The following is a 16,777-nucleotide window of genomic DNA, read 5'->3' on the forward strand; positions in this document are numbered from 1 at the left end:
ATTATTCATTCCGACTCGACCGGAGGGCGAACGATGGGCCGGATCGTGGTCGTGGGAGGCGGCGTGGTCGGGCTCAGTTGCGCGAGCATCCTGGCCGAGCGCGGTCACGCGGTCACGGTGATGGCACGGGATGCGCCCGGGGGCACGACCTCGGCCGTGGCGGCCTCGCTCTGGGCGCCGACGCTCGTGGAGCAGTCGGAGCGCGTGCGCCGCTGGGCCTACCTCACGCTCGCCGAGCTGCGCCGCGTGGCAGCCGACCCCGCGGCCGGTGTGCGCGAGCAGGAGGCGCTCACGCTCGGCGTCGCCGCCTGGACGCCGGATGGGTGGATGCGCTCCTTCGCCGCCCCGGTGCGCGCCGCAGCCCCGGTGGAACTGCCCGAGGGCTACGGAGCCGGGGTCGTGTCGGTGATTCCTCTCGTCGACACCGCGCGTTACCTGCCGTGGCTGACCCGGCGGGCGGAGCGCGCCGGAGTCGAGTTTGTCGTCGCGACCGTCACGGACCTCGCCGAGGTCGCGCCTGCCGGCGTGCCCGTCGTGCTGGCGGCGGGGTTCGGCTCGGCCGCCCTGACCGCTGACGACTCCGTGCAGCCGGTGCGGGGGCAGATCGTGAGGCTGAGGAATCCGGGCCTCAGCCGCACCCTGATGGTGCGCGACGGCCCCGACGCGCCCCTGTTCGTCGTGCCCCGGCACGATGACGTGATCGTGGGCGGTGACTCGCAGCCGGGCCGCACGGGGCTCGAGCCCGACGAATCGCTCGCCGCCTCGCTGCTGCGCCGCGCCCGGCGACTCGTGCCCGCTCTCGAGGAGGCCGAGGTGATCGGGCAGGGCGTTGGCCTGCGGCCGGCCCGGCCGGCCGTGCGCCTGGAGCGCGAACGGGTCGGCGCCACCGAGGTGGTGCACTGCTACGGGCACGGCGGAGCGGGTGTGGCGACCTCGTGGGGCTCGGCGCTCGCCGCAGCCGCGCTCGTGGAGTCGATCGCATGAGCGCGCGGGAGCCGCGGGCGGTGGTGGCCGTCGACATCGGCGGCACCCACACCGACGCCGCTCTGCTCACCGCTGCCGGCGAACTGCATGTGAACAAGGTGCGGTCCACCCCCGCCGACCCCGGCATCGCCTTCATCACGGCCATCGAGGGCCTGCTCTCGGGCGCGGGACTGGGGTTCGGCGAGCTCGGTGCGGTGGTGCACGGCACGACCGTGGCCACGAACGCCGTCATCCAGGCCGACTACGCCCGGGTCGGGATGCTCGTCACGGCCGGCTTCGAAGACGTGCTCGAGATCGGCACGCAGCAGCGCACCGATCTCTACGACCCCTGGCGGGGCAAGCCCGCGCCCGTCGTCGCGCGGGGCCGGATGCGCGGCATCCGCGAGCGCATCGCTTCCGACGGCGCCGTCGTCACGCCGCTCGACGAAGAGCAGGTGCGGCGCGCCGCGCTGTCCCTGCGCGGCGAGGTCGACTCGGTCGCCATCGCCTTCCTGTTCTCGTTCGCGGCGCCCCAGCACGAGCGCCGCGCCGCCGAGATCGTGCAGGCTGTGCTCCCGGGCATCCCGGTGACGGTGTCGTCGGTGGTGGCACCGGAGTTCCGCGAGTACCCGCGGGCCGTCACCACGGCCCTCAACGCGGCCCTGCTGCCGCAGAGCGGCGGCTACCTCGAACGACTGGAGTCCCGCCTGCAGGAGTGCGGCTTCACCGGGGCCTTCCAGCTGATGACCTCCACCGGCGCGGTCGTGCCCTCCTCGGTGGCGAAGCTCTCGCCGGTCACCCTGCTCGTCTCCGGGCCGGCTGCCGGGGCGGTCGCGGCGGCGGAGCTCGGACGGCGGCTCGGCGAGCCCGATCTGGTGATGCTCGACGTGGGCGGCACCAGCGCCGACATCGCGCTGATCGAGAACGGCCGTCCGCACCGCCGCTACCGGGGCGAGGTGGCCGGCCTGCCGGTCGCCCTCCCGCAGCTCGACGTGCTGCCGATCGGAGCCGGCGGCGGCTCGCTCGCCCGGGTCGACGAGTTCGGGGCTCTGCGGGTGGGGCCTGAGAGCGCCGGAGCCGACCCCGGTCCGGCCGCCTATGGAACCGGCCGCCGCCCGGCCGTGACCGACGCCCATCTCGTGCTGGGCTCCATCGACCCGGGCGGCCTGCTGGGCGGCGCCCTGCCGCTGCATCCCGACCGAGCACACGACGCCATCGCGCAGGAGGTCGCCGTGCCCCTCGGCATCGGCGTGGTGGAGGCGGCGGGCAGCATGGTGCGCATCGTCGACGGCCGGATGGCCGACGCCATCCGGCTGGTCACCGTGGGACGCGGCTTCGACGTGCGTCGCTGCGCGCTGATCGCCTTCGGTGGCGCCGGACCCCTGCACGCCTGTGCCATCGCCGAGGACCTGGGCGTCACGCGGGTGCTGGTGCCGCGCCACCCCGGCCTCACCTCGGCCCTCGGGCTCCTGATGGGCGACGGTGGCTACGAACTGCGGCGCACCCACGTGGGCGCGCTCCGTGACCTCGACCATGCCGAGATCTCCCGCATCCTGGCCGAGCTGGCCCGGGAAGGCACGGAGGCCCTGCGGGAGACGGGGCTCGAACCGGCGCTGAGTCTCGAGCTCGACCTGCGCTACGCAGGCCAGGCCTACGAGCTCACGGTTCCGGCCGGCGCCGGGCTGGACTTCGGCCCGGATGATGTGAGCCGGCTGGAGGCCGCGTTCCGCGTCGCGCACGAGTCGGCGTACGGTCACTCCTGGCCCGGCAGCCCGGTGGAGCTGGTGACCCTCCGGGTGCGCGCCAGCGTGCCGCGGGCGGGGGCGGAGTGGATGGGCGTCGCCGCGCAGACCACGGTGGGAGGCGCCGCGGCCGCTGCGCCGACGCGGCGATCGGGATTCACCGCGGCCGCGCATCCGGTCGCCTACCGCGTGCTCGACCGCACCGAGGTGACGGCCGGGCTCCGCGGCCCCGCACTCGTGCAGCAGACCGACACCACGACGCTCCTGCCCGCCGGCTGGGCGGTGACCGTGGTCGACGGCGTGGGCATGGTGCTCGAGCGGAGCGCGCCGGCGGACGAGGAGGGGGAACGCGGATGAGGGTCGCCGATGTCGCGGTGCGAGAACTGCTCTGGAACGGGCTCGGAACCGTGGTCGAGGAGATGTCGCTCCTGCTGCAGCGCAGTTCGTTCTCGCCGATGATCCGCGAGATGCTCGACTTCTCGTGCGGCTTCCTCGACGCCCGGGGCCGGCTGGTCGCCGACAGCAACCTCATCCCGGCGCAGGCGGGCACTCTCGAGTACGCGCTGGCCGGTGCGCTGGCCCGCACCGGCGCTCTCGCCGAGGGCGACGTCGTGGTGACCAACGACCCCTACTCCGGGGCGACCCACCTGCCCGACGTGGAGCTCTTCACCCCCGTGTTCGCGGAGGGGCGGCTGCTCGGCTACGTGGCGACGGTGGCGCACCACGTCGACATCGGCGGCGTCTCGCCGCGCAACCGCGGCACCGTGCCCGGCCACCGCTCCACCCGCGATCTGTTCGAGGAGGGACTGCAGCTCCCGCCGGTGAAGCTCTACGAGCGCGGCCTGCGCAACGAGGCGCTCTGGCAGGTGCTGCTGCGCAACGTGCGCGACCCGGGCTCGGTGGAGGGCGACGTCACCGCGCAGCTCTCGGCCTGCCGACGCGGCGCCGAGCGCATCCAGGAACTGGCCGCGCGGTACGGAGCGGAGACCGTGGCGGCGGCAGCCGACGACCTCATCGACGACACCGCGGCCCGGGCCTCGGCCTTGCTCGACCGCTGGCCCGACCGCGAGGTGAGCGCCGTCGGCCACCTCGACGGCGACGGGCTCGACTACTCGACCCCGCTCACCGTGCGTGCCACCGTGGCCGTTCGCGGCGGACGGCTGCACGTCGACCTCCGTGGTTCCTCCGAGCAGACGACCGGCACCTTCAACGTGCCGTGGTCGAGCACCTGCGCGGCGCTCGGCTACGCGCTGCGCTGCTTCCTCGGCACCGAGGTGCGCCAGAACCACGGCTACATGCAGTTGATCGAGGCCAGCGCACCGCTCGGCTCGCTGTTCAACCCCCGCCGGCCGGCCGCCGTGGTGTCGCGGCACATGGCCGTGCAGGTGCTCACCGATGTGCTGTTCCGGGCGATCGGCGAGCTGCTGCCGGACCGCGCGGTGGCCGCGAGCCATGTCTCCTTCCCGACCCTGTTGATGCGGGCCGACGATCCTCGCACCGGGGCGCAGAAGACCCTCATGGACACGGTCGGCGGCGGCGGCGGCGCCCGGCGAGGTCTCGCGGGCGACGACGGGATCGACTCCTACACCTCGAACTGCGCCATCGTCTCGGCCGAGGTGATCGAGCTCGAGTACCCGTGGCGGGTGCGGGCGTGCGAGCTGGTCGACTCGACCGGCGGAGACGGCCGCTGGCGGGGCGGCCGCGCCGTGCGGCGCGAATACGAACTGCTCGCGGACTCCGCGAGTGGCCGGGTGGCTTCGGAGCAGCGGCTGCCGGCTCACGCGGCGCAGGGCGTCGGCGGGGGCGGGCCGGGCGCGCCGGCCTCGGTGGCCGTGAGCCGGGGCGGCGGCGGGTGGGAGACGCTGGCGATGGAGGCCTCCTCCATCACGGTGTCGCGCGGCGACGCCATCCGGGTCACGGCCGCGGGCGGCGGCGGCTACGGGGCGCCGGGCCCGGTTCGGCTCGAGCGCGATCGGTAACTACAGTGGAAGGCATCCGTCCCGACGAGATGCCCGTTCCACTCACTGCCGAGATTCCCAGGGGGTTTCAGCAGGGGCACCACGCGAGAGGACGATCCCTGGAGACCACGAGCATCCTGAGCACGACGGCGCACGGCCGCACCGACGGCCGACCGCGGGAGCGGGCGCTGTGGCTCGACGTGGCCCGGGGCGCGTGCGTGATCGCGGTCGTGATGCTGCACGTGCGCATCTTCGTCTACGACCCGCTCACGCCGCCGACCGCGGGCACCCGGGCGTGGCGGGAGTTCACCGAGTTCTTCGGGCCGTTCCGGCTGCCGCTGCTGTTCACCATCTCGGGTCTGCTGGTCTCGGAGCGGGTGCGCAACGGATGGGGCGACCGCCGAAACGCACTGAGGGTCGCCTCGTCGTACTGGATCTACGTCGTGTGGCTGTGCGTGTTCGGCGCCATGTCTGCGGCGGTCGCCGTGTCGACGATGCCGTTCCAGATGGCGTCGCTGCACGACTTCCTGCGGCAGTTCGCGCTGCCCGACACCACGCTCTGGTTCGTGTTCGCCCTCGCGCTCTACGTCGTGGTGCTCACCTCGCTGCAGCGTCTGCCGTGGTTCGTGGTGCTCGGCCTGTTCGCCGCGCTAGCGGTGGCGTCGGGGCTCGTGCCGGCGTCCCACGCCGAGGAGCAGTGGCTGCACATCATCTACTTCTCGGTGTTCTTCGCCGCCGGGGTGTACCTGCCGAAGCTGTTCGTGTGGTTCTCGCGCGGGCGCATCCCGGTGAAGCTGCTGGGCACCCTCGGCGCGTTCGTGGCGTTCCAGCTGCTCTGGCAGCTGACTGAGCAGGGTGAGGTCTTCGAGACCTCGGCCCGCCTGCTGCGGGACACGGCGGCGGTGGCCCTGGCGATCGTGGTCTGCGCGATCGTGAGCCGCATCCCGGCCGTCGCGCAGGTGCTGGCGCGGGTGGGCCGGCGCACGCTGCCGATCTACATCCTCCAGCTTCCGGTGATCTGGGCGCTCTGCCTGCTGCCGGTGGTCCCGGCGCTGTTCGAGATCCCGCTGGTGCGCTATCTCGGGCCCGTGCTCGGCACGATGGTCGTGGTCGGTGTCTCACTCCTGGTGTTCCGGCTGATGGAGCGCACCCACCTGCGCTACATGTTCCGGATGCCGCGCCGGTTCAGCGACCGGATCGTGCACGGGCGGGCGACTGGCATCCTGGAGCGATGAGCGAATCCGCGGCGCGCGCCGACCTCACGGTGGAGCGCGTCATCATTGACGGCGTGACGACACGGGTCACGCGCATCACGGCCGGCGCGGGAGGCGACCTCGACCTCGACGGCGACGGGCGGCGCGACGCCGAGGACGGCGGCGCCTCGGCGGGATCGCGAGGCCGGGCGTTCGTGCTGGTGCCGGGCGTCGGTGTGGCCGCCACGTACTTCGAGTTCCTCGCACCGGCGCTCGCCGAGCACGGAGACGTCTACGCCCTCGACCTCCCCGGCTTCGCCGGACTCCCGCGACCGGAGGAGCAGCCCACGGCCGCGTTCTTCGCGCGGCACGTCGCCGGCGTGCTCGATCGCTACGACCTGACCGACCCCGTGCTCATCGGGCACTCGATGGGCACCCAGGTGGTAGCCGAGGTGCTGGCCCTGCGGCCGGGGCTCAGCCACGCGGTGCTCGTGAGCCCGGTGATCAACGAGGCGGAGGCCTCCGCGCCGGTGCAAGCGGTGCGCTTCGCGCAGTCGGCCGTTCGCGAGACGCCGCACCTCGCGGTGACGGCGCTCTCGGCCTACATCCTGTGCGGGGTGGTGTACTTCCTCACCGTTCTCCCGCACCTGCTGCGCTACCGGCTGAGCGAGCGCATCGGCCTCGGCGAAGCGGCACTGCTGCTCATCCGGGGCGAGCTCGACCGCACCTCGCCCCGGCGGTTCCATTCGCGCCTCGCCCGGGAGGCGAAGGATGCGCGCACCTGGGAGATCGAGGAGGCGGCGCACTCCATCATCAACGCCCACGCCATCGGGGTGGCCGAACTCACCGTGCGCCACGTCGAGGGGACGCTGCCCCGCCGCGGCAGGATGGCGGCCCGCGACGCCGAGGTGCCGCCGGCCCGGCACGCCGACCTGTCGATGCTGCTCGGCGCGACGGGGAGCCGGATCGCCGAGTGGGTGAGCGCGCTCCGCGGCGACGAGCGCGGCATCGCCCGTGCGAAGGCCGAGCACGCCAAGATCCTCTGGCGCGCCTACGCCGCCGGCCCGCGCCGCCGCCGCTGAACCGCGCCGCCACTGAGCCATTCTCAAGGCCGTGTGACCACGTCTACCTGAGGAGGAGGCGAAAACCAAAGGCTGTGGCTACAGCCTCCGAAATACCTCGCCTGGAGGATTAAGTCTGGGTTCCGCCAGTCCTAGTGCGCGATAGTAGGCTCCGGTGGATCTCACAGCTTGGCCCGCTGTCAGGTAGCCGGTCATTGCTCCGGGAATTGCCGGCGAAACGTAGACGAATCGAGAGGGCAGCTCTCGCTGGACCAGGTCCAGCGTCTGGGCGGCCTTGGCCGTCGTGAGCTTACTTCCGCCGGCGATTGCCACTTGAAAGAAGAGTGCTTGGATTCCAAATGAAACCAGCGCGAAGTAGCTGGTGTGCGGGGGGCGTGAGGAGTTCTGCGCAGAAGTCGACGGTTCGATCGATGCCCAACTGCAGCGCCCTGCTGGGAAAGCATATTCGTCGCTGACTGCGAGATGAGCGAATACTGTCTCCGGACTCATTTGCGTGCGAAAGGCCTGGTTGAAGAGGACGCGCGGGGCTCGACCGTCAGCCGGTTCTTGCAAGGTACGCAAGAGCGCCCTAGTTGCCATCCAAAGCGCCAAGCGAGGTCGTCGCGCGATAGGTACCGATATCGTCTTGGCCAACGCGAGGCCAACGATCAGGTCTTCCACCTCTTCTTCCAAATCGTTGAGCCAGCCATTGTTGCAGGCCTTGCATACTTGGTTGACCGTCAGCATGAATGGCGAGAGCGGGATGCTTTGACGCGGCTGTCGCACGCCCCCCACGGTTCGATCAAGCAATATGCGATCAAACGTTGGAATCAGCCCGTTGAATTTATCCCTGAGAATATGCTCTTTCGATCTTTCGCCGGGCAGCTCACAGAACACGCAAACGAATTCAGCCAAGAGCTGTCCTGCCGTCGGTCTGTGTCTGTGCCTGGAGTTCGGCGCGGAGGTCGGCTTCGAGCGTGGGCAGGTCTCGTTCCACGGTCGCGCGGATCACCGCGAGGTCGATGTGGGCGTAACCGTGGGCGATCCGGTTGCGTGTCGACCACATGGCGTTCCAGTGCCCGCCCGAGACGCGGTCGCGCGTTGCGATGCTGAGCTGCGACAGGGATTCGATCGCCGCAGCGAGTCGAAGGCTTACCGCGTCGGCAACCGTTGCGTCGTTGAGGTCGGCGCGTTCGATGTGGCGTCGCAGGGTTTCGAGGTGGTCGAGCGCATCGGCGATGGACTCCGGTTCGGTGCGGCTCACAACGGCACGGCCTCTGCGAGAGCGCGGTCGCTCAGGTTGTTCCGCAGACCGTTCGCCGGGACCACGTCGACCTGCGCTCCGAGGAGCGCGGCGAGCTCGGATTCGAGGTCGGCCAGCTCGAACAAGCTGGGCGGCGTGCCGAAGTCCACCAACAGATCGATGTCGGAGGCCGGGCCGTCGTCGCCGCGCCCGACGCTGCCGAAGACCCGCACGTTCGAGGCGCCGAGGCGGGAGAGGTGCGACAGCACCTCGGCCCGGTTCTGCTCGAGCTTTCGCGCGAGCAGGCTCGTGCCGTGGAAGCGGAGAAGGCGTGAGATCTCGGGCTGACTCCGCCCCATGGCCTCGGCGATCTGGCGCTGCGTCAGGCCCGCAGCAGCACCCGCGCGAGCGCCCTCGATCAGGAGACGACGCGCTTGCTTCCGTAGCTCGTCGGCCTTCCGCGCATCCGCGCGAAGTCGATCGATGGATGCATCCTGCATATAGCAGATATTATCACTGATCAGCCCTCCGGAATGGGGCGGCCGAAGTTCTCGAGGGTGATGAACTCGGGCTCGGGGCCGCCGCGGGTGCCGGTTTCGAGGGCGTGGATACTGGCGATCTCCGAGGCGCTCAGCTCGAAGCCTAAGACGTCGAAGTTCTCGGCGATTCGCTCCGGCTTGGTGGACTTCGGAATGACCGAACGGCCCTCCTGGATGCTCCAGCGCAGCATCACCTGCGCGGCCGCCTTGTCGCGCGCTTCCGCGATCGCCAGCAGGATGGGGTCTTCGAGGGTGCTCCGCTCGGAGTCGCGGTAGGAGGTGATGCCTCCGATCGGCGACCAGGCCTGAGTGAGGATGCCGCGCTCGGTGCCCAGCGCCTGCACCGACTTCTGCTGGAAGCAGGGGTGCAGCTCGGTCTGGTTCACGGCCGGGATGACGGTGGTCTCGGCGAACAGGTGAGCAGATCGATCGTCTCGACGCCGAGCTTGGCTGCGCTCTTGTCGAAGGCGTGCAGGGTGGTGTCGTATCCATAGTCGCTGATCCACACCTTCGTCTCGATGAACACGTCCTGTCGGCGCGCGCCGGAACGACGGATGCCCTCGCCCACCTCGCGCTCGTCGCCATAGGCCGCCGCCGTGTCGATGTGGCGGTAGCCGGTGGCGAGGGCCGCCTCGACGGCGGCGGTGGTCTCGTCGGGTGAGCTGCGGCTCGCTCCAGACGCTGCGCCCGTCGAGGCCGCGCAAGGAGATTCTGCGCGTACCTGTCTGGGGTCGGGCGGGCCCCGGCACGCAGGCGGAAGGCCCGCCAGCGGGTGCTGACGGGCCTTCCGGGGTGGTGCGGGGTGGGGACTACTTCGTGTTGACCGTGATCTTGGCCACGCCCACGAGCAGGCCCTCCTTGACGGCGGTCGTGCCGAAGGTCTTGTTCAGCAGGGCCGCGGCGTCGGCCGAGACGTGAACCGTGGTGCCCTCGAGGATGGCGGTGTCGTTCGCGCCGGTCTGCAGGGGCTTCAGGGTCGAGCCGTCGAGGTCGAACAGGAAGGCCTGGGGAGCGGCGACCGTGCCGTTCACGGAGACGTCACCGTAGAGCTTCGAGGTGCCGGGGTCGATGGTGAAGTTGGTCAGCTCCACGACGGTGCTTCCCGCGGTGAGCGAGAGGCCCGAGCCCTCGTGCTCGATGGTGCCCTGCACGTAGGGGCGGTAGGCCTCGTTGGGGTCGAAGTACTTGACGTTGCCGCCGGTGATCGGGAAGGCGAGCACCCCGCTCGTGAGGGTGGCGGTTCCGACGGTGCCCGGGGTCAGGCCGAGGGAGGTGAGGGCGTCGAGGAAGCCCTTGTCCACGGTGACCTCGGTGTCGACTCCGCTGAGCTTCGGGATCGACGCGACCGGCGTCGGCGTGGCGCTGACCGACGACGAGGTGGTGGAGCTGGAGGAGCTGCTCCCCATCGAGCAGGCGCCGAGACCGAGTGCGAGGAGGCCGGCGGTGACGATTCCGATGGAGGCTTTGGTGATCGTACGCATGGGATGACTTCTTTCTGTTCAGTCGTGGTTGCGAGACACAATGGGTTCGGTGCCGAGCCCCGAACAGATGGGTTCTTTCCTCATCTCCAGGAAACGGTCAGGTTCGTGCGGCCGCCGGCACGGGCGCGGCGGACGCCGAAACGGTGCCGGCGCATCCAGACGACGGCCACCAGGGCACCGGCGGCCAGGAGCGCCAGCCGGGCGATCCAGAGCTCCGGCAGCAGCAGCCCCGCGGTGAGCGCGAGCGGCACCGCGAGCCACTCCCAGCGTCCCGTCATCACGATGAACGGCACGAGCAGCAGCGCGTACCAGGAGTAGTGGGGCGTGACGATGAGCATCGTGCCGCCGATCATCCAGAGCTGCCCGGTGAACGGAGACGCCGGATCGCTGCGCCGCCACACCACGACGGCGAGCAGAAGCATCAGCAGGGCCGCCACGACGACGGATGCGCTCCCCGGCGCCACGAGCGACACCAGCGCGAAGCGGGTGCCGTCGTCATAGCCCTCCTCGGAGAGGTAGCCGGGCAGGTAGCCGATCACGCCGATGCCCGAGAGCAGCACGTAGGGAACGTAGAGCACCGCGAAGGTGAGGGTGGCGGCAACGATCACCTTCCACGGCTGGCGCCGCAGCAGCGCGGGCGCCGCGATGAGGGGAACGAGCTTGACGGCGATCGCCGCCCCGAGCGCGATGCCGCCCCGCCACCGCCGGCCGCCGGCCACGAGCAGGGTCGCCACCAGCACGAGCAGCGCGGCGAGCACGTCGACGTGCGAGTTCGTCACCGCCTCGGAGAGCACGAAGGGGCACCACGCCCAGAGCGCCGCCCAGCGCGGGTCGAGTCCGCGCTTGCGCAGCGCCAGCAGCAGGGCCGCCGTGACACCGAGCGAGAGCAGAAGCCCGGAAGCCTGCAGCGGCCAGTAGGGCGCGTCCGCCGGCACCACGGCCCGCACGGCCGCGAAGTAGAGCTCGGCCGCGGGCGGGTAGATGGTGGGCACTTGCGGCCGGTTGATCGTGGTGCAGAGAACCGAGAAGTCGGGCACGTTCAGCGTGCGCGCCACCCGGCTGCCCTCGCCCACGCACTGCGGGTGCCCGCCGTCGTCGAGCACGGGCGCCGGGTAGAGCCAGTCGGGGCGGAGCGAGGCGTAGGCCTGATCGGCGGGCGTGTGGTCGTAGGGGGAGTGCCCGGCCACCTGCACGATGCCGTCCCAGGCGTAGCGGGCCGAGTCGGTGCTCGTGGTGGGCGGGCCGGCCAGCGCGGCGCCACCGAGGGCCACCGCCCCCACCAGCACGAGCACCACGGATGCGCGCCCGCCGCCCGCGCGCCCGGTGCGGAACAGCAGCAGCACGGCTGCCGCGAACACCACCCAGGAGGCCACGGCGAAGAACACGAGGCCGCCGGCGTCGGCGGGGTCGAAGAAGCCCACCGAGGTGGTTCCCAGGAAGGTCAGCGCGGTGAGCGCCGCGAGCAGCACGGCGGTGGCCACGACGGCCGCGGTGCGCCGCCCGCGCGAGCGGCGGGCGGCGACGTCGGCAGACGCGGCCGGCCCGCTCATCGGGCGGCCGCCCGGCGGCGGGCGAGCGCCAGGTAGGCGCCGCACGCGAGCGCCGTGAGCAGGGCCACCGCCGCCCAGGTGAGCGCGAGGTTCAGCGAGTAGTCGAGCGGCAGCACCGTCGGGTTCGCCGTGCCCAAGGTCTTGGCGTAGATCTCGGGCAGCACGAGCAGGGCGAGAACCGCTCCCACCACGATCCCCGCCTGCACGATCGCGAGCAGCGCGAACGGCACCCGCCGCCCCCGCTTGCGGGCGAGGATGCCCACCCCCACCACGATCGGCGAGAGCACGGCGTCGTGCAGGAGGATGGCGCCGAGCATCCAGACGCCCACGCCCACGATCTGCACCGGGGTCTGCTTCAGCAGCAGCACCGCCGCGCCGAGCGCGAGCCCGAGTACGCCCACCGCGACCAGTGTCGCCCGCACCGCGCGCATCCGGGAGCCGCCCGAGGCACCCGAGGGGCCGGGCCCGGTCACGACGTCACCTCGAGGGAGCTCAGCCACTTGGTCTGAAGCACGCCGGGGCGCCCGGGCGCGATGATGCGCGCCGGGTAGCCGTGGTCGAGGTCGAGGGTCTCGCCGTTCAGCTCCAGCGCCACGAGCGTGGTGTCGTCGCCCACGTATTCGGCGCCCATCTGTGTGACGCGGTAGCCGCCCTCCTTCTCGAGGCTCGTGATGGTGAGCGCGGCGTCGGGGGAGGCGCCGACGGACGCGGCGAGGTCCTTCACGCGCACGCCCGTCCAGGTGGCCGTCTGGCTCCAGCCCTCGACGCAGGCGATGGGGAGCTCGACCTGCGTCTGCGGAAGGGCGTGCAGCTGGGCGCGCGTGAGGGCGAGCATCCGGTCGCCGTTGGCGACGGAGAGGGTCCAATCGGGGGCGACGGCCGATTCGGTGACCTGGGCCGCCGCCGCCGTACGGTTGACCGGCAGGCCCTGGGGACCGGTTCCGGATGCGCGCGGCGCGAACAGGTTGAACGGGCTGAGCGCCGCGAAGGTCTGCCCGGCGGTGAGGAGCACCACCGAGGCGGTGGAGAGACCGATCGCGGTGAGGAAGCCGCGGCGCGAGACGGCGGGCTCGGCGGCGGGGGTGTCGTCGATCCAGCGGAACAGGCGGCCCGTGAGGCCGCGGGTGGTGATGTCGGTGGCGCCAGTGCGCTCCGGATGCCCGCCTCGAGCGAGATCGGGGTCGATGCCGGCCTCGGGGTGGGCGGCCTCGGCGCGCTCGGCGCGCTCGGCGGCGAGCCGGGCGATGCGGGCGTCGACGTCGGCGCGGGCCGCGAGCAGGGCATCCGCGTGCTCGTCGTCGGCGAGGGCGGTGGCGGCCCGGCGCTTCGTCCAGTAGCGGGAGATGATCGGCAGTTTGATGCCGATGTGGATGGCGAGCGAGCCGATCACCACGAAGGAGAGCGCGAAGTGCACCTCGCGGAAGCCGAACGGCCACGGATACCACTGATAGGTGTTGAGCAGTCCGATGGTGATCTGCACGAGCGAGGCGCCGACGAACAGGGCGATCGACGCCCGCTCGAGCAGATGCAGGAAGCCCTTCAGCGGCGGGGTCTGGAACAGCTCCGGGAACACGGTGTAGAGCTTGCCGAGGATGAGCGGGAAGCAGGCGATGCCGGCCACGATGTGCACCCCCTGCGTCAGCTGGTAGAGCTGCGCCGGCTGGGTGGGGAAGCGCATCCAGGGCAGCGGTTCCTGCAGGAAGTGGCTGTAGAGCCCGGTGCCGAAGCAGACGAGGAAGGCGAAGCCGAGCAGCCGTCCGAGAACCACCGCCATCCGGGGATTCCTCGCGGGCGCGGCGACCGTGCGGCGGAGGCGGTTGAGCAGGCGTTGCATGGGGACTCGGTCTCGTCGGGCGTGCACGGGCGTCGGCGCGGATGCGCGGGGCGCTGTCGGGCGGGTGCTCAGTCGAAGCTGTGCTCGGCCACGAGGCGGCGGCTGAGGGCGCCGAAGGTGCGGCCGAACTGGCCGTCCGGAACCAGCTCCGCCACTTCGAGGGCGTCGGCGACGGTGTCGATGTCGGTGAACTCCGGCAGCAGGTCGACCGTGAGGCCGGCGGCGCGCAGGCTCTCGAGCTGCAGCCGGCCGGTGTCCTCCTGCGAGGTCGGCACGCCGCGCACCACGGCGCCGTTGGGGTCGCGCATGGCGAGGGCCCACCATCCGCCGTCGGTGGCCGGCCCCATCCAGGAGTCGATGCCCGCGTGCCAGCCCGTGAAGAGCGGTTCGAGCGAGGCGCGGCTCACCTGCGGGGTGTCCATGCCGATGAGCACCATCGGCCCGTCGATGGTGTCGAAGACGGCGGCCATGCGCTGGGCGAGCGTGCCGGTGATCTGCGGGAGCACCTCGAAGCCGTGGGCGGAGGCGGGCACGACGTCGCCGTCGAAGGCGAGCACCCGTCGGGTGAAGGGCATCGAACGGATGGCGTCGAGCGTGTCGGCGAGGCTCGCGGAGGCCACCTCGGCCGCCTCCTCGTAGCTCAGCGGCGGGTGCAGCCGGGTCTTCACTCGACCGGGCAGGCATTCCTTGGCGATGACGACGGCTGTGAGCATGAGTGGATCCCTCGTTCGGTGCTGCGTGAGTGGCGTAGTGGGTATTCGGCGCGGAGGCTCCGTCGGTCTGGTCGTGCAGGGGATGTTCAGGAAACGGTCACGCGCGGGGCTTCGCGCAGCAGCCGCGACATGTCCCGGATGGCCGTGACGGTGCCGCGGAAGGTTCCGGTCACCTTCGAGCGGCCGATGCGCGGGGTGTAGGGGGTGGGCACCTCCCGCACCACGAGGCCGGCTTCCCAGGCGCGCAGCAGCATCTCGAGCGGGTAGCCGCTGCGGCGGTCGCGCAGCTCGAAGGCGAGCAGCTGCTCGCGCCGGGCCGCGCGCAGCGGCCCGAGGTCGTGCAGGGCGAGGCCGGTGCGGTGGCGGATGAGGCGTGCGAGCACCCGGTTGGCCACACGGGCGTGCCACGGCCAGGCGCCGCGCACGGTCGGGCGGCGGCGGCCGAGCACGAGTCCGGCGGAGCCGTCGTCGAGCAGGGCGACGAGGGTCGGGAGCTCGGCCGGGTCCATCGAGGCGTCGGCGTCGCAGAAGGCGACGACCGGGGCCGTGCTCGCGAGCAGGCCGGCATGGGCGGCCGAACCGAAGCCACGGCGCGGCTCGCTCACCACGAGGGCGCCGGCCGCGCTGGCGACCGCCGCCGTCGCGTCGGTCGACCCGTTGTCGACGACGATGGCGCGGTAGCCGGGCGGCAGGCGGCTGAGCACCCAGGGAAGGGCGCCCTCCTCGTTCAGGCACGGCAGCACGACGTCGACGGCGATGGCCACCGCGGGCGATGCGGCGGCGACGTGCCCGCGGGAGGCGGAGGCCCCCGCCGGGGCTCCGGGGCTCATCGCGAGAGGCGAGCTCGGCACGGCGTCGCCACCGGCGGGCGGTGCCGGCGTGTGTTCCGCCGCTCCGGGCGTCGCCGGTGTTGGGTGCGCCGGAGCGGGGCGCGCATCCGCCGGCGCAGCATGCCCGCGAGGGGTGGTGGCGGTCATGAGCGCACCGCCGCACGCAGGGGAGCGGTGGCGAACTCGCGCATGCCCTCGTCGAAGTCGACGACGGCGTGCCAGCCGAGCTCGGCCCGGATGCGCTCCGAGGACGCCGTGATGTGGCGCACGTCGCCGAGGCGGAACTCGCCGGTCACCCGCGGCAGCCGACCGCCGGCGGCGCGGCTGAGGGAGGCGGCGAGATCCCCGATGGTGTGCACGACGCCCGAGCCGACGTTGTAGGCGCGGAACTCGCCGTCTCCCGGGCCGGCGGCTTCCGACACCGTGTCCGTCGCCGCGATGGCGGCGAGGTTCGCCGCCGCCACGTCGCGCACGTGCACGAAGTCGCGGCGCTGCCCTCCGTCTTCGAACACCCGCGGCGCCTCGCCCCGCTCGATGGCCGAGCGGAACAGGGAGGCCACCCCGGCGTAGGGCGTGTTCTGCGGCATGCCGGGACCGTAGACGTTGTGGTAGCGCAGCCCGATCGCGCGGCCGCCGGTCGACCGCGCCCACGCGGCGGCGAGGTGCTCCTGCCCGAGCTTGCTGCTCGCGTAGACGTTGCGCGGATCGAGCGGGGCGTCCTCGTCGATGAGCGCGGGCGAGAGCGGCAGCCCGGTGAGCTCGTCGAGCGGCTCGAAGCGGCCGGCCTCGAGGTCGCCGAGGCGGCGGGGCCGCGGGCGCACGACGCCCAGGGGCCCGAAGTAGCTGCCCTCCCCGTAGACCACCATCGAGGAGGCGAACACGAGCCGGCGCATCCCGGCCTCCGCCATCGCGCGGAGCAGCACGGCCGTGCCGAACTCGTTCGACGAGACGTAGTCGGGCGCATCCGAGAAGTCGACGCCGAGGCCCACCTTGCCGGCCTGGTGGCACACCGCGTCGACGCCGTCGAGGGCCGCGGCGACCGCATCCGGGTCGCGCACGTCGCCGACGCGCAGGTCGACGCGGGGGTCGAACGCCGGATGCGCCTGCTCGCCTTCGCCGCCGGCCGGTGCGTGCACGTCGTCGCGGAACGAGTCGAGCACCCGCACCCGCCAGCCCTCGTCGAGCGCCTGCGCCACGATCGCGCCGCCGATGAACCCGGCGCCCCCCGAGACGAGCAGTCGGCCGGGGGAGGATGCGGGCAGCGGCGAAGGAGCGGTCATGCGGGTTGTTCGGAGCGGCACTCCCCGGCGTTTGGTGCAAAGGTGCACACCACGGCCACCGCCGCGGAAAGCCGACGTAGGGTGGAGGCATGGCACGCGAATTCCTGCACGACGCCGAGCAGCACCGCTACTCCCTGCGCGTCGACGGCGCCATGGTCAGCGCCGTCGACTACGTCGCGAACGAGGGCACCGTCTCGTTCACCCACACCTTCACCGATCCGAAGCAGCGCGGACACGGCTACGCCGGCGAGATCGTGGCCTTCGCGGTCGACGACGTCGAAGCCACGAGCGACGCCCGCATCGTGCCGATGTGCTGGTACGTCGGCAAGTGGTTCGACGAGCATCCGGAGCGCGCCGGGCTGCTCACCCGCTGAAGCCGACGCGATTTGG

General features: G+C 72.0%; 16 protein-coding genes and 1 pseudogene. 6 read left to right on the plus strand and 11 right to left on the minus strand.

The window, feature by feature from the left end; genetic code table 11:
* Positions 1-33 precede the first annotated feature (33 nt).
* Genes VD659_RS17660 through VD659_RS17680 form a run of 5 tightly spaced genes read left to right on the plus strand, consistent with a single transcriptional unit; the run spans position 34 to position 6,938 of the window.
* On the plus strand, positions 34-984 hold the full coding sequence (locus VD659_RS17660) for an FAD-dependent oxidoreductase (RefSeq protein ID WP_423262350.1): 951 nt from the start codon (positions 34-36) through the stop codon (positions 982-984).
* On the plus strand, positions 981-3,062 hold the full coding sequence (locus tag VD659_RS17665) for a hydantoinase/oxoprolinase family protein (protein WP_423262351.1): 2,082 nt from the start codon (positions 981-983) through the stop codon (positions 3,060-3,062). Before VD659_RS17660 ends, VD659_RS17665 begins: the two co-directional genes overlap by 4 nt.
* Positions 3,059-4,684 carry a hydantoinase B/oxoprolinase family protein gene (locus VD659_RS17670; RefSeq protein WP_423262352.1) on the plus strand — a complete coding sequence of 542 codons (1,626 nt, stop codon included), beginning with the start codon at positions 3,059-3,061 and terminating at the stop codon, positions 4,682-4,684. Before VD659_RS17665 ends, VD659_RS17670 begins: the two co-directional genes overlap by 4 nt.
* 5 nt (positions 4,685-4,689) lie before the next feature.
* Entirely contained in the window at positions 4,690-5,898 is a 1,209-nt protein-coding gene (locus VD659_RS17675; protein WP_423262353.1) for an acyltransferase family protein, read from the plus strand.
* Positions 5,895-6,938: an alpha/beta fold hydrolase gene (locus VD659_RS17680; protein WP_423262355.1), complete on the plus strand. Its 1,044-nt coding sequence runs from the start codon at positions 5,895-5,897 to the stop codon at positions 6,936-6,938. Before VD659_RS17675 ends, VD659_RS17680 begins: the two co-directional genes overlap by 4 nt.
* Before the next feature lie 78 nt (positions 6,939-7,016).
* On the opposite strand, the gene VD659_RS17685 is transcribed toward VD659_RS17680, so the two are convergent.
* The 11 genes and pseudogenes from VD659_RS17685 to VD659_RS17735 form a co-directional block, all read right to left on the minus strand.
* A complete protein-coding gene (locus VD659_RS17685; RefSeq protein ID WP_423262356.1) occupies positions 7,017-7,832 on the minus strand; it encodes a hypothetical protein in 816 nt (271 codons plus the stop codon).
* A complete protein-coding gene (locus tag VD659_RS17690; protein WP_423262357.1) occupies positions 7,825-8,181 on the minus strand; it encodes a DUF86 domain-containing protein in 357 nt (118 codons plus the stop codon). The genes VD659_RS17685 and VD659_RS17690 overlap by 8 nt, the downstream gene beginning before the upstream one ends.
* Positions 8,178-8,660 carry a nucleotidyltransferase domain-containing protein gene (locus VD659_RS17695; protein ID WP_423262359.1) on the minus strand — a complete coding sequence of 161 codons (483 nt, stop codon included), beginning with the start codon at positions 8,658-8,660 and terminating at the stop codon, positions 8,178-8,180. The genes VD659_RS17690 and VD659_RS17695 overlap by 4 nt, the downstream gene beginning before the upstream one ends.
* A 20-nt stretch (positions 8,661-8,680) precedes the next feature.
* Positions 8,681-9,375: pseudogene (locus tag VD659_RS17700) on the minus strand (aldo/keto reductase); the annotation flags it as partial.
* A gap of 133 nt (positions 9,376-9,508) precedes the next feature.
* A complete protein-coding gene (locus VD659_RS17705; protein ID WP_423262360.1) occupies positions 9,509-10,180 on the minus strand; it encodes a hypothetical protein in 672 nt (223 codons plus the stop codon).
* Between the two features lie 80 nt (positions 10,181-10,260).
* On the minus strand, positions 10,261-11,730 hold the full coding sequence (locus VD659_RS17710; protein ID WP_423262361.1) for a glycosyltransferase family 87 protein: 1,470 nt from the start codon (positions 11,728-11,730) through the stop codon (positions 10,261-10,263).
* Positions 11,727-12,203, minus strand: coding sequence for a hypothetical protein (locus VD659_RS17715; RefSeq protein WP_423262362.1), 477 nt, complete (start codon positions 12,201-12,203; stop codon positions 11,727-11,729). The genes VD659_RS17710 and VD659_RS17715 overlap by 4 nt, the downstream gene beginning before the upstream one ends.
* The gene (locus VD659_RS17720; RefSeq protein ID WP_423262363.1) at positions 12,200-13,504 is read right to left on the minus strand and encodes a molybdopterin-dependent oxidoreductase; all 1,305 of its coding nucleotides are present in this window, start codon (positions 13,502-13,504) and stop codon (positions 12,200-12,202) included. The genes VD659_RS17715 and VD659_RS17720 overlap by 4 nt, the downstream gene beginning before the upstream one ends.
* A gap of 128 nt (positions 13,505-13,632) precedes the next feature.
* Positions 13,633-14,277, minus strand: coding sequence for a TIGR04282 family arsenosugar biosynthesis glycosyltransferase (locus VD659_RS17725; RefSeq protein WP_423262365.1), 645 nt, complete (start codon positions 14,275-14,277; stop codon positions 13,633-13,635).
* Between the two features lie 86 nt (positions 14,278-14,363).
* Positions 14,364-15,107: a glycosyltransferase family 2 protein gene (locus tag VD659_RS17730; protein ID WP_423262366.1), complete on the minus strand. Its 744-nt coding sequence runs from the start codon at positions 15,105-15,107 to the stop codon at positions 14,364-14,366.
* A gap of 143 nt (positions 15,108-15,250) precedes the next feature.
* The gene (locus VD659_RS17735; RefSeq protein ID WP_423262368.1) at positions 15,251-16,387 is read right to left on the minus strand and encodes an NAD-dependent epimerase/dehydratase family protein; all 1,137 of its coding nucleotides are present in this window, start codon (positions 16,385-16,387) and stop codon (positions 15,251-15,253) included.
* An 89-nt stretch (positions 16,388-16,476) separates the two neighbouring features.
* Here VD659_RS17735 and VD659_RS17740 point away from each other — a divergent pair, with 89 nt between their 5' ends.
* Positions 16,477-16,761, plus strand: coding sequence for a GNAT family N-acetyltransferase (locus VD659_RS17740; RefSeq protein WP_423262370.1), 285 nt, complete (start codon positions 16,477-16,479; stop codon positions 16,759-16,761).
* Positions 16,762-16,777: the final 16 nt, after the last annotated feature.

The organism is Herbiconiux sp. 11R-BC, from assembly GCF_049472555.1.
Classification (GTDB): Bacteria; Actinomycetota; Actinomycetes; order Actinomycetales; family Microbacteriaceae; genus Herbiconiux.

Excerpts from the sequence above, each read along its gene's own strand:
- VD659_RS17660 (WP_423262350.1), top strand. The coding sequence starts at position 34 with ATGGGCCGGATCGTGGTCGTGGGAGGCGGCGTGGTCGGGCTCAGTTGC.
- VD659_RS17665 (WP_423262351.1), top strand. The coding sequence starts at position 981 with ATGAGCGCGCGGGAGCCGCGGGCGGTGGTGGCCGTCGACATCGGCGGC.
- VD659_RS17670 (WP_423262352.1), top strand. The coding sequence starts at position 3,059 with ATGAGGGTCGCCGATGTCGCGGTGCGAGAACTGCTCTGGAACGGGCTC.
- VD659_RS17680 (WP_423262355.1), top strand. The coding sequence starts at position 5,895 with ATGAGCGAATCCGCGGCGCGCGCCGACCTCACGGTGGAGCGCGTCATC.
- VD659_RS17695 (WP_423262359.1), bottom strand. The coding sequence starts at position 8,660 with ATGCAGGATGCATCCATCGATCGACTTCGCGCGGATGCGCGGAAGGCC.
- VD659_RS17705 (WP_423262360.1), bottom strand. The coding sequence starts at position 10,180 with ATGCGTACGATCACCAAAGCCTCCATCGGAATCGTCACCGCCGGCCTC.
- VD659_RS17710 (WP_423262361.1), bottom strand. The coding sequence starts at position 11,730 with ATGAGCGGGCCGGCCGCGTCTGCCGACGTCGCCGCCCGCCGCTCGCGC.
- VD659_RS17720 (WP_423262363.1), bottom strand. The coding sequence starts at position 13,504 with ATGGCGGTGGTTCTCGGACGGCTGCTCGGCTTCGCCTTCCTCGTCTGC.
- VD659_RS17725 (WP_423262365.1), bottom strand. The coding sequence starts at position 14,277 with ATGCTCACAGCCGTCGTCATCGCCAAGGAATGCCTGCCCGGTCGAGTG.
- VD659_RS17730 (WP_423262366.1), bottom strand. The coding sequence starts at position 15,107 with ATGAGCCCCGGAGCCCCGGCGGGGGCCTCCGCCTCCCGCGGGCACGTC.
- VD659_RS17735 (WP_423262368.1), bottom strand. The coding sequence starts at position 16,387 with ATGACCGCTCCTTCGCCGCTGCCCGCATCCTCCCCCGGCCGACTGCTC.
- VD659_RS17740 (WP_423262370.1), top strand. The coding sequence starts at position 16,477 with ATGGCACGCGAATTCCTGCACGACGCCGAGCAGCACCGCTACTCCCTG.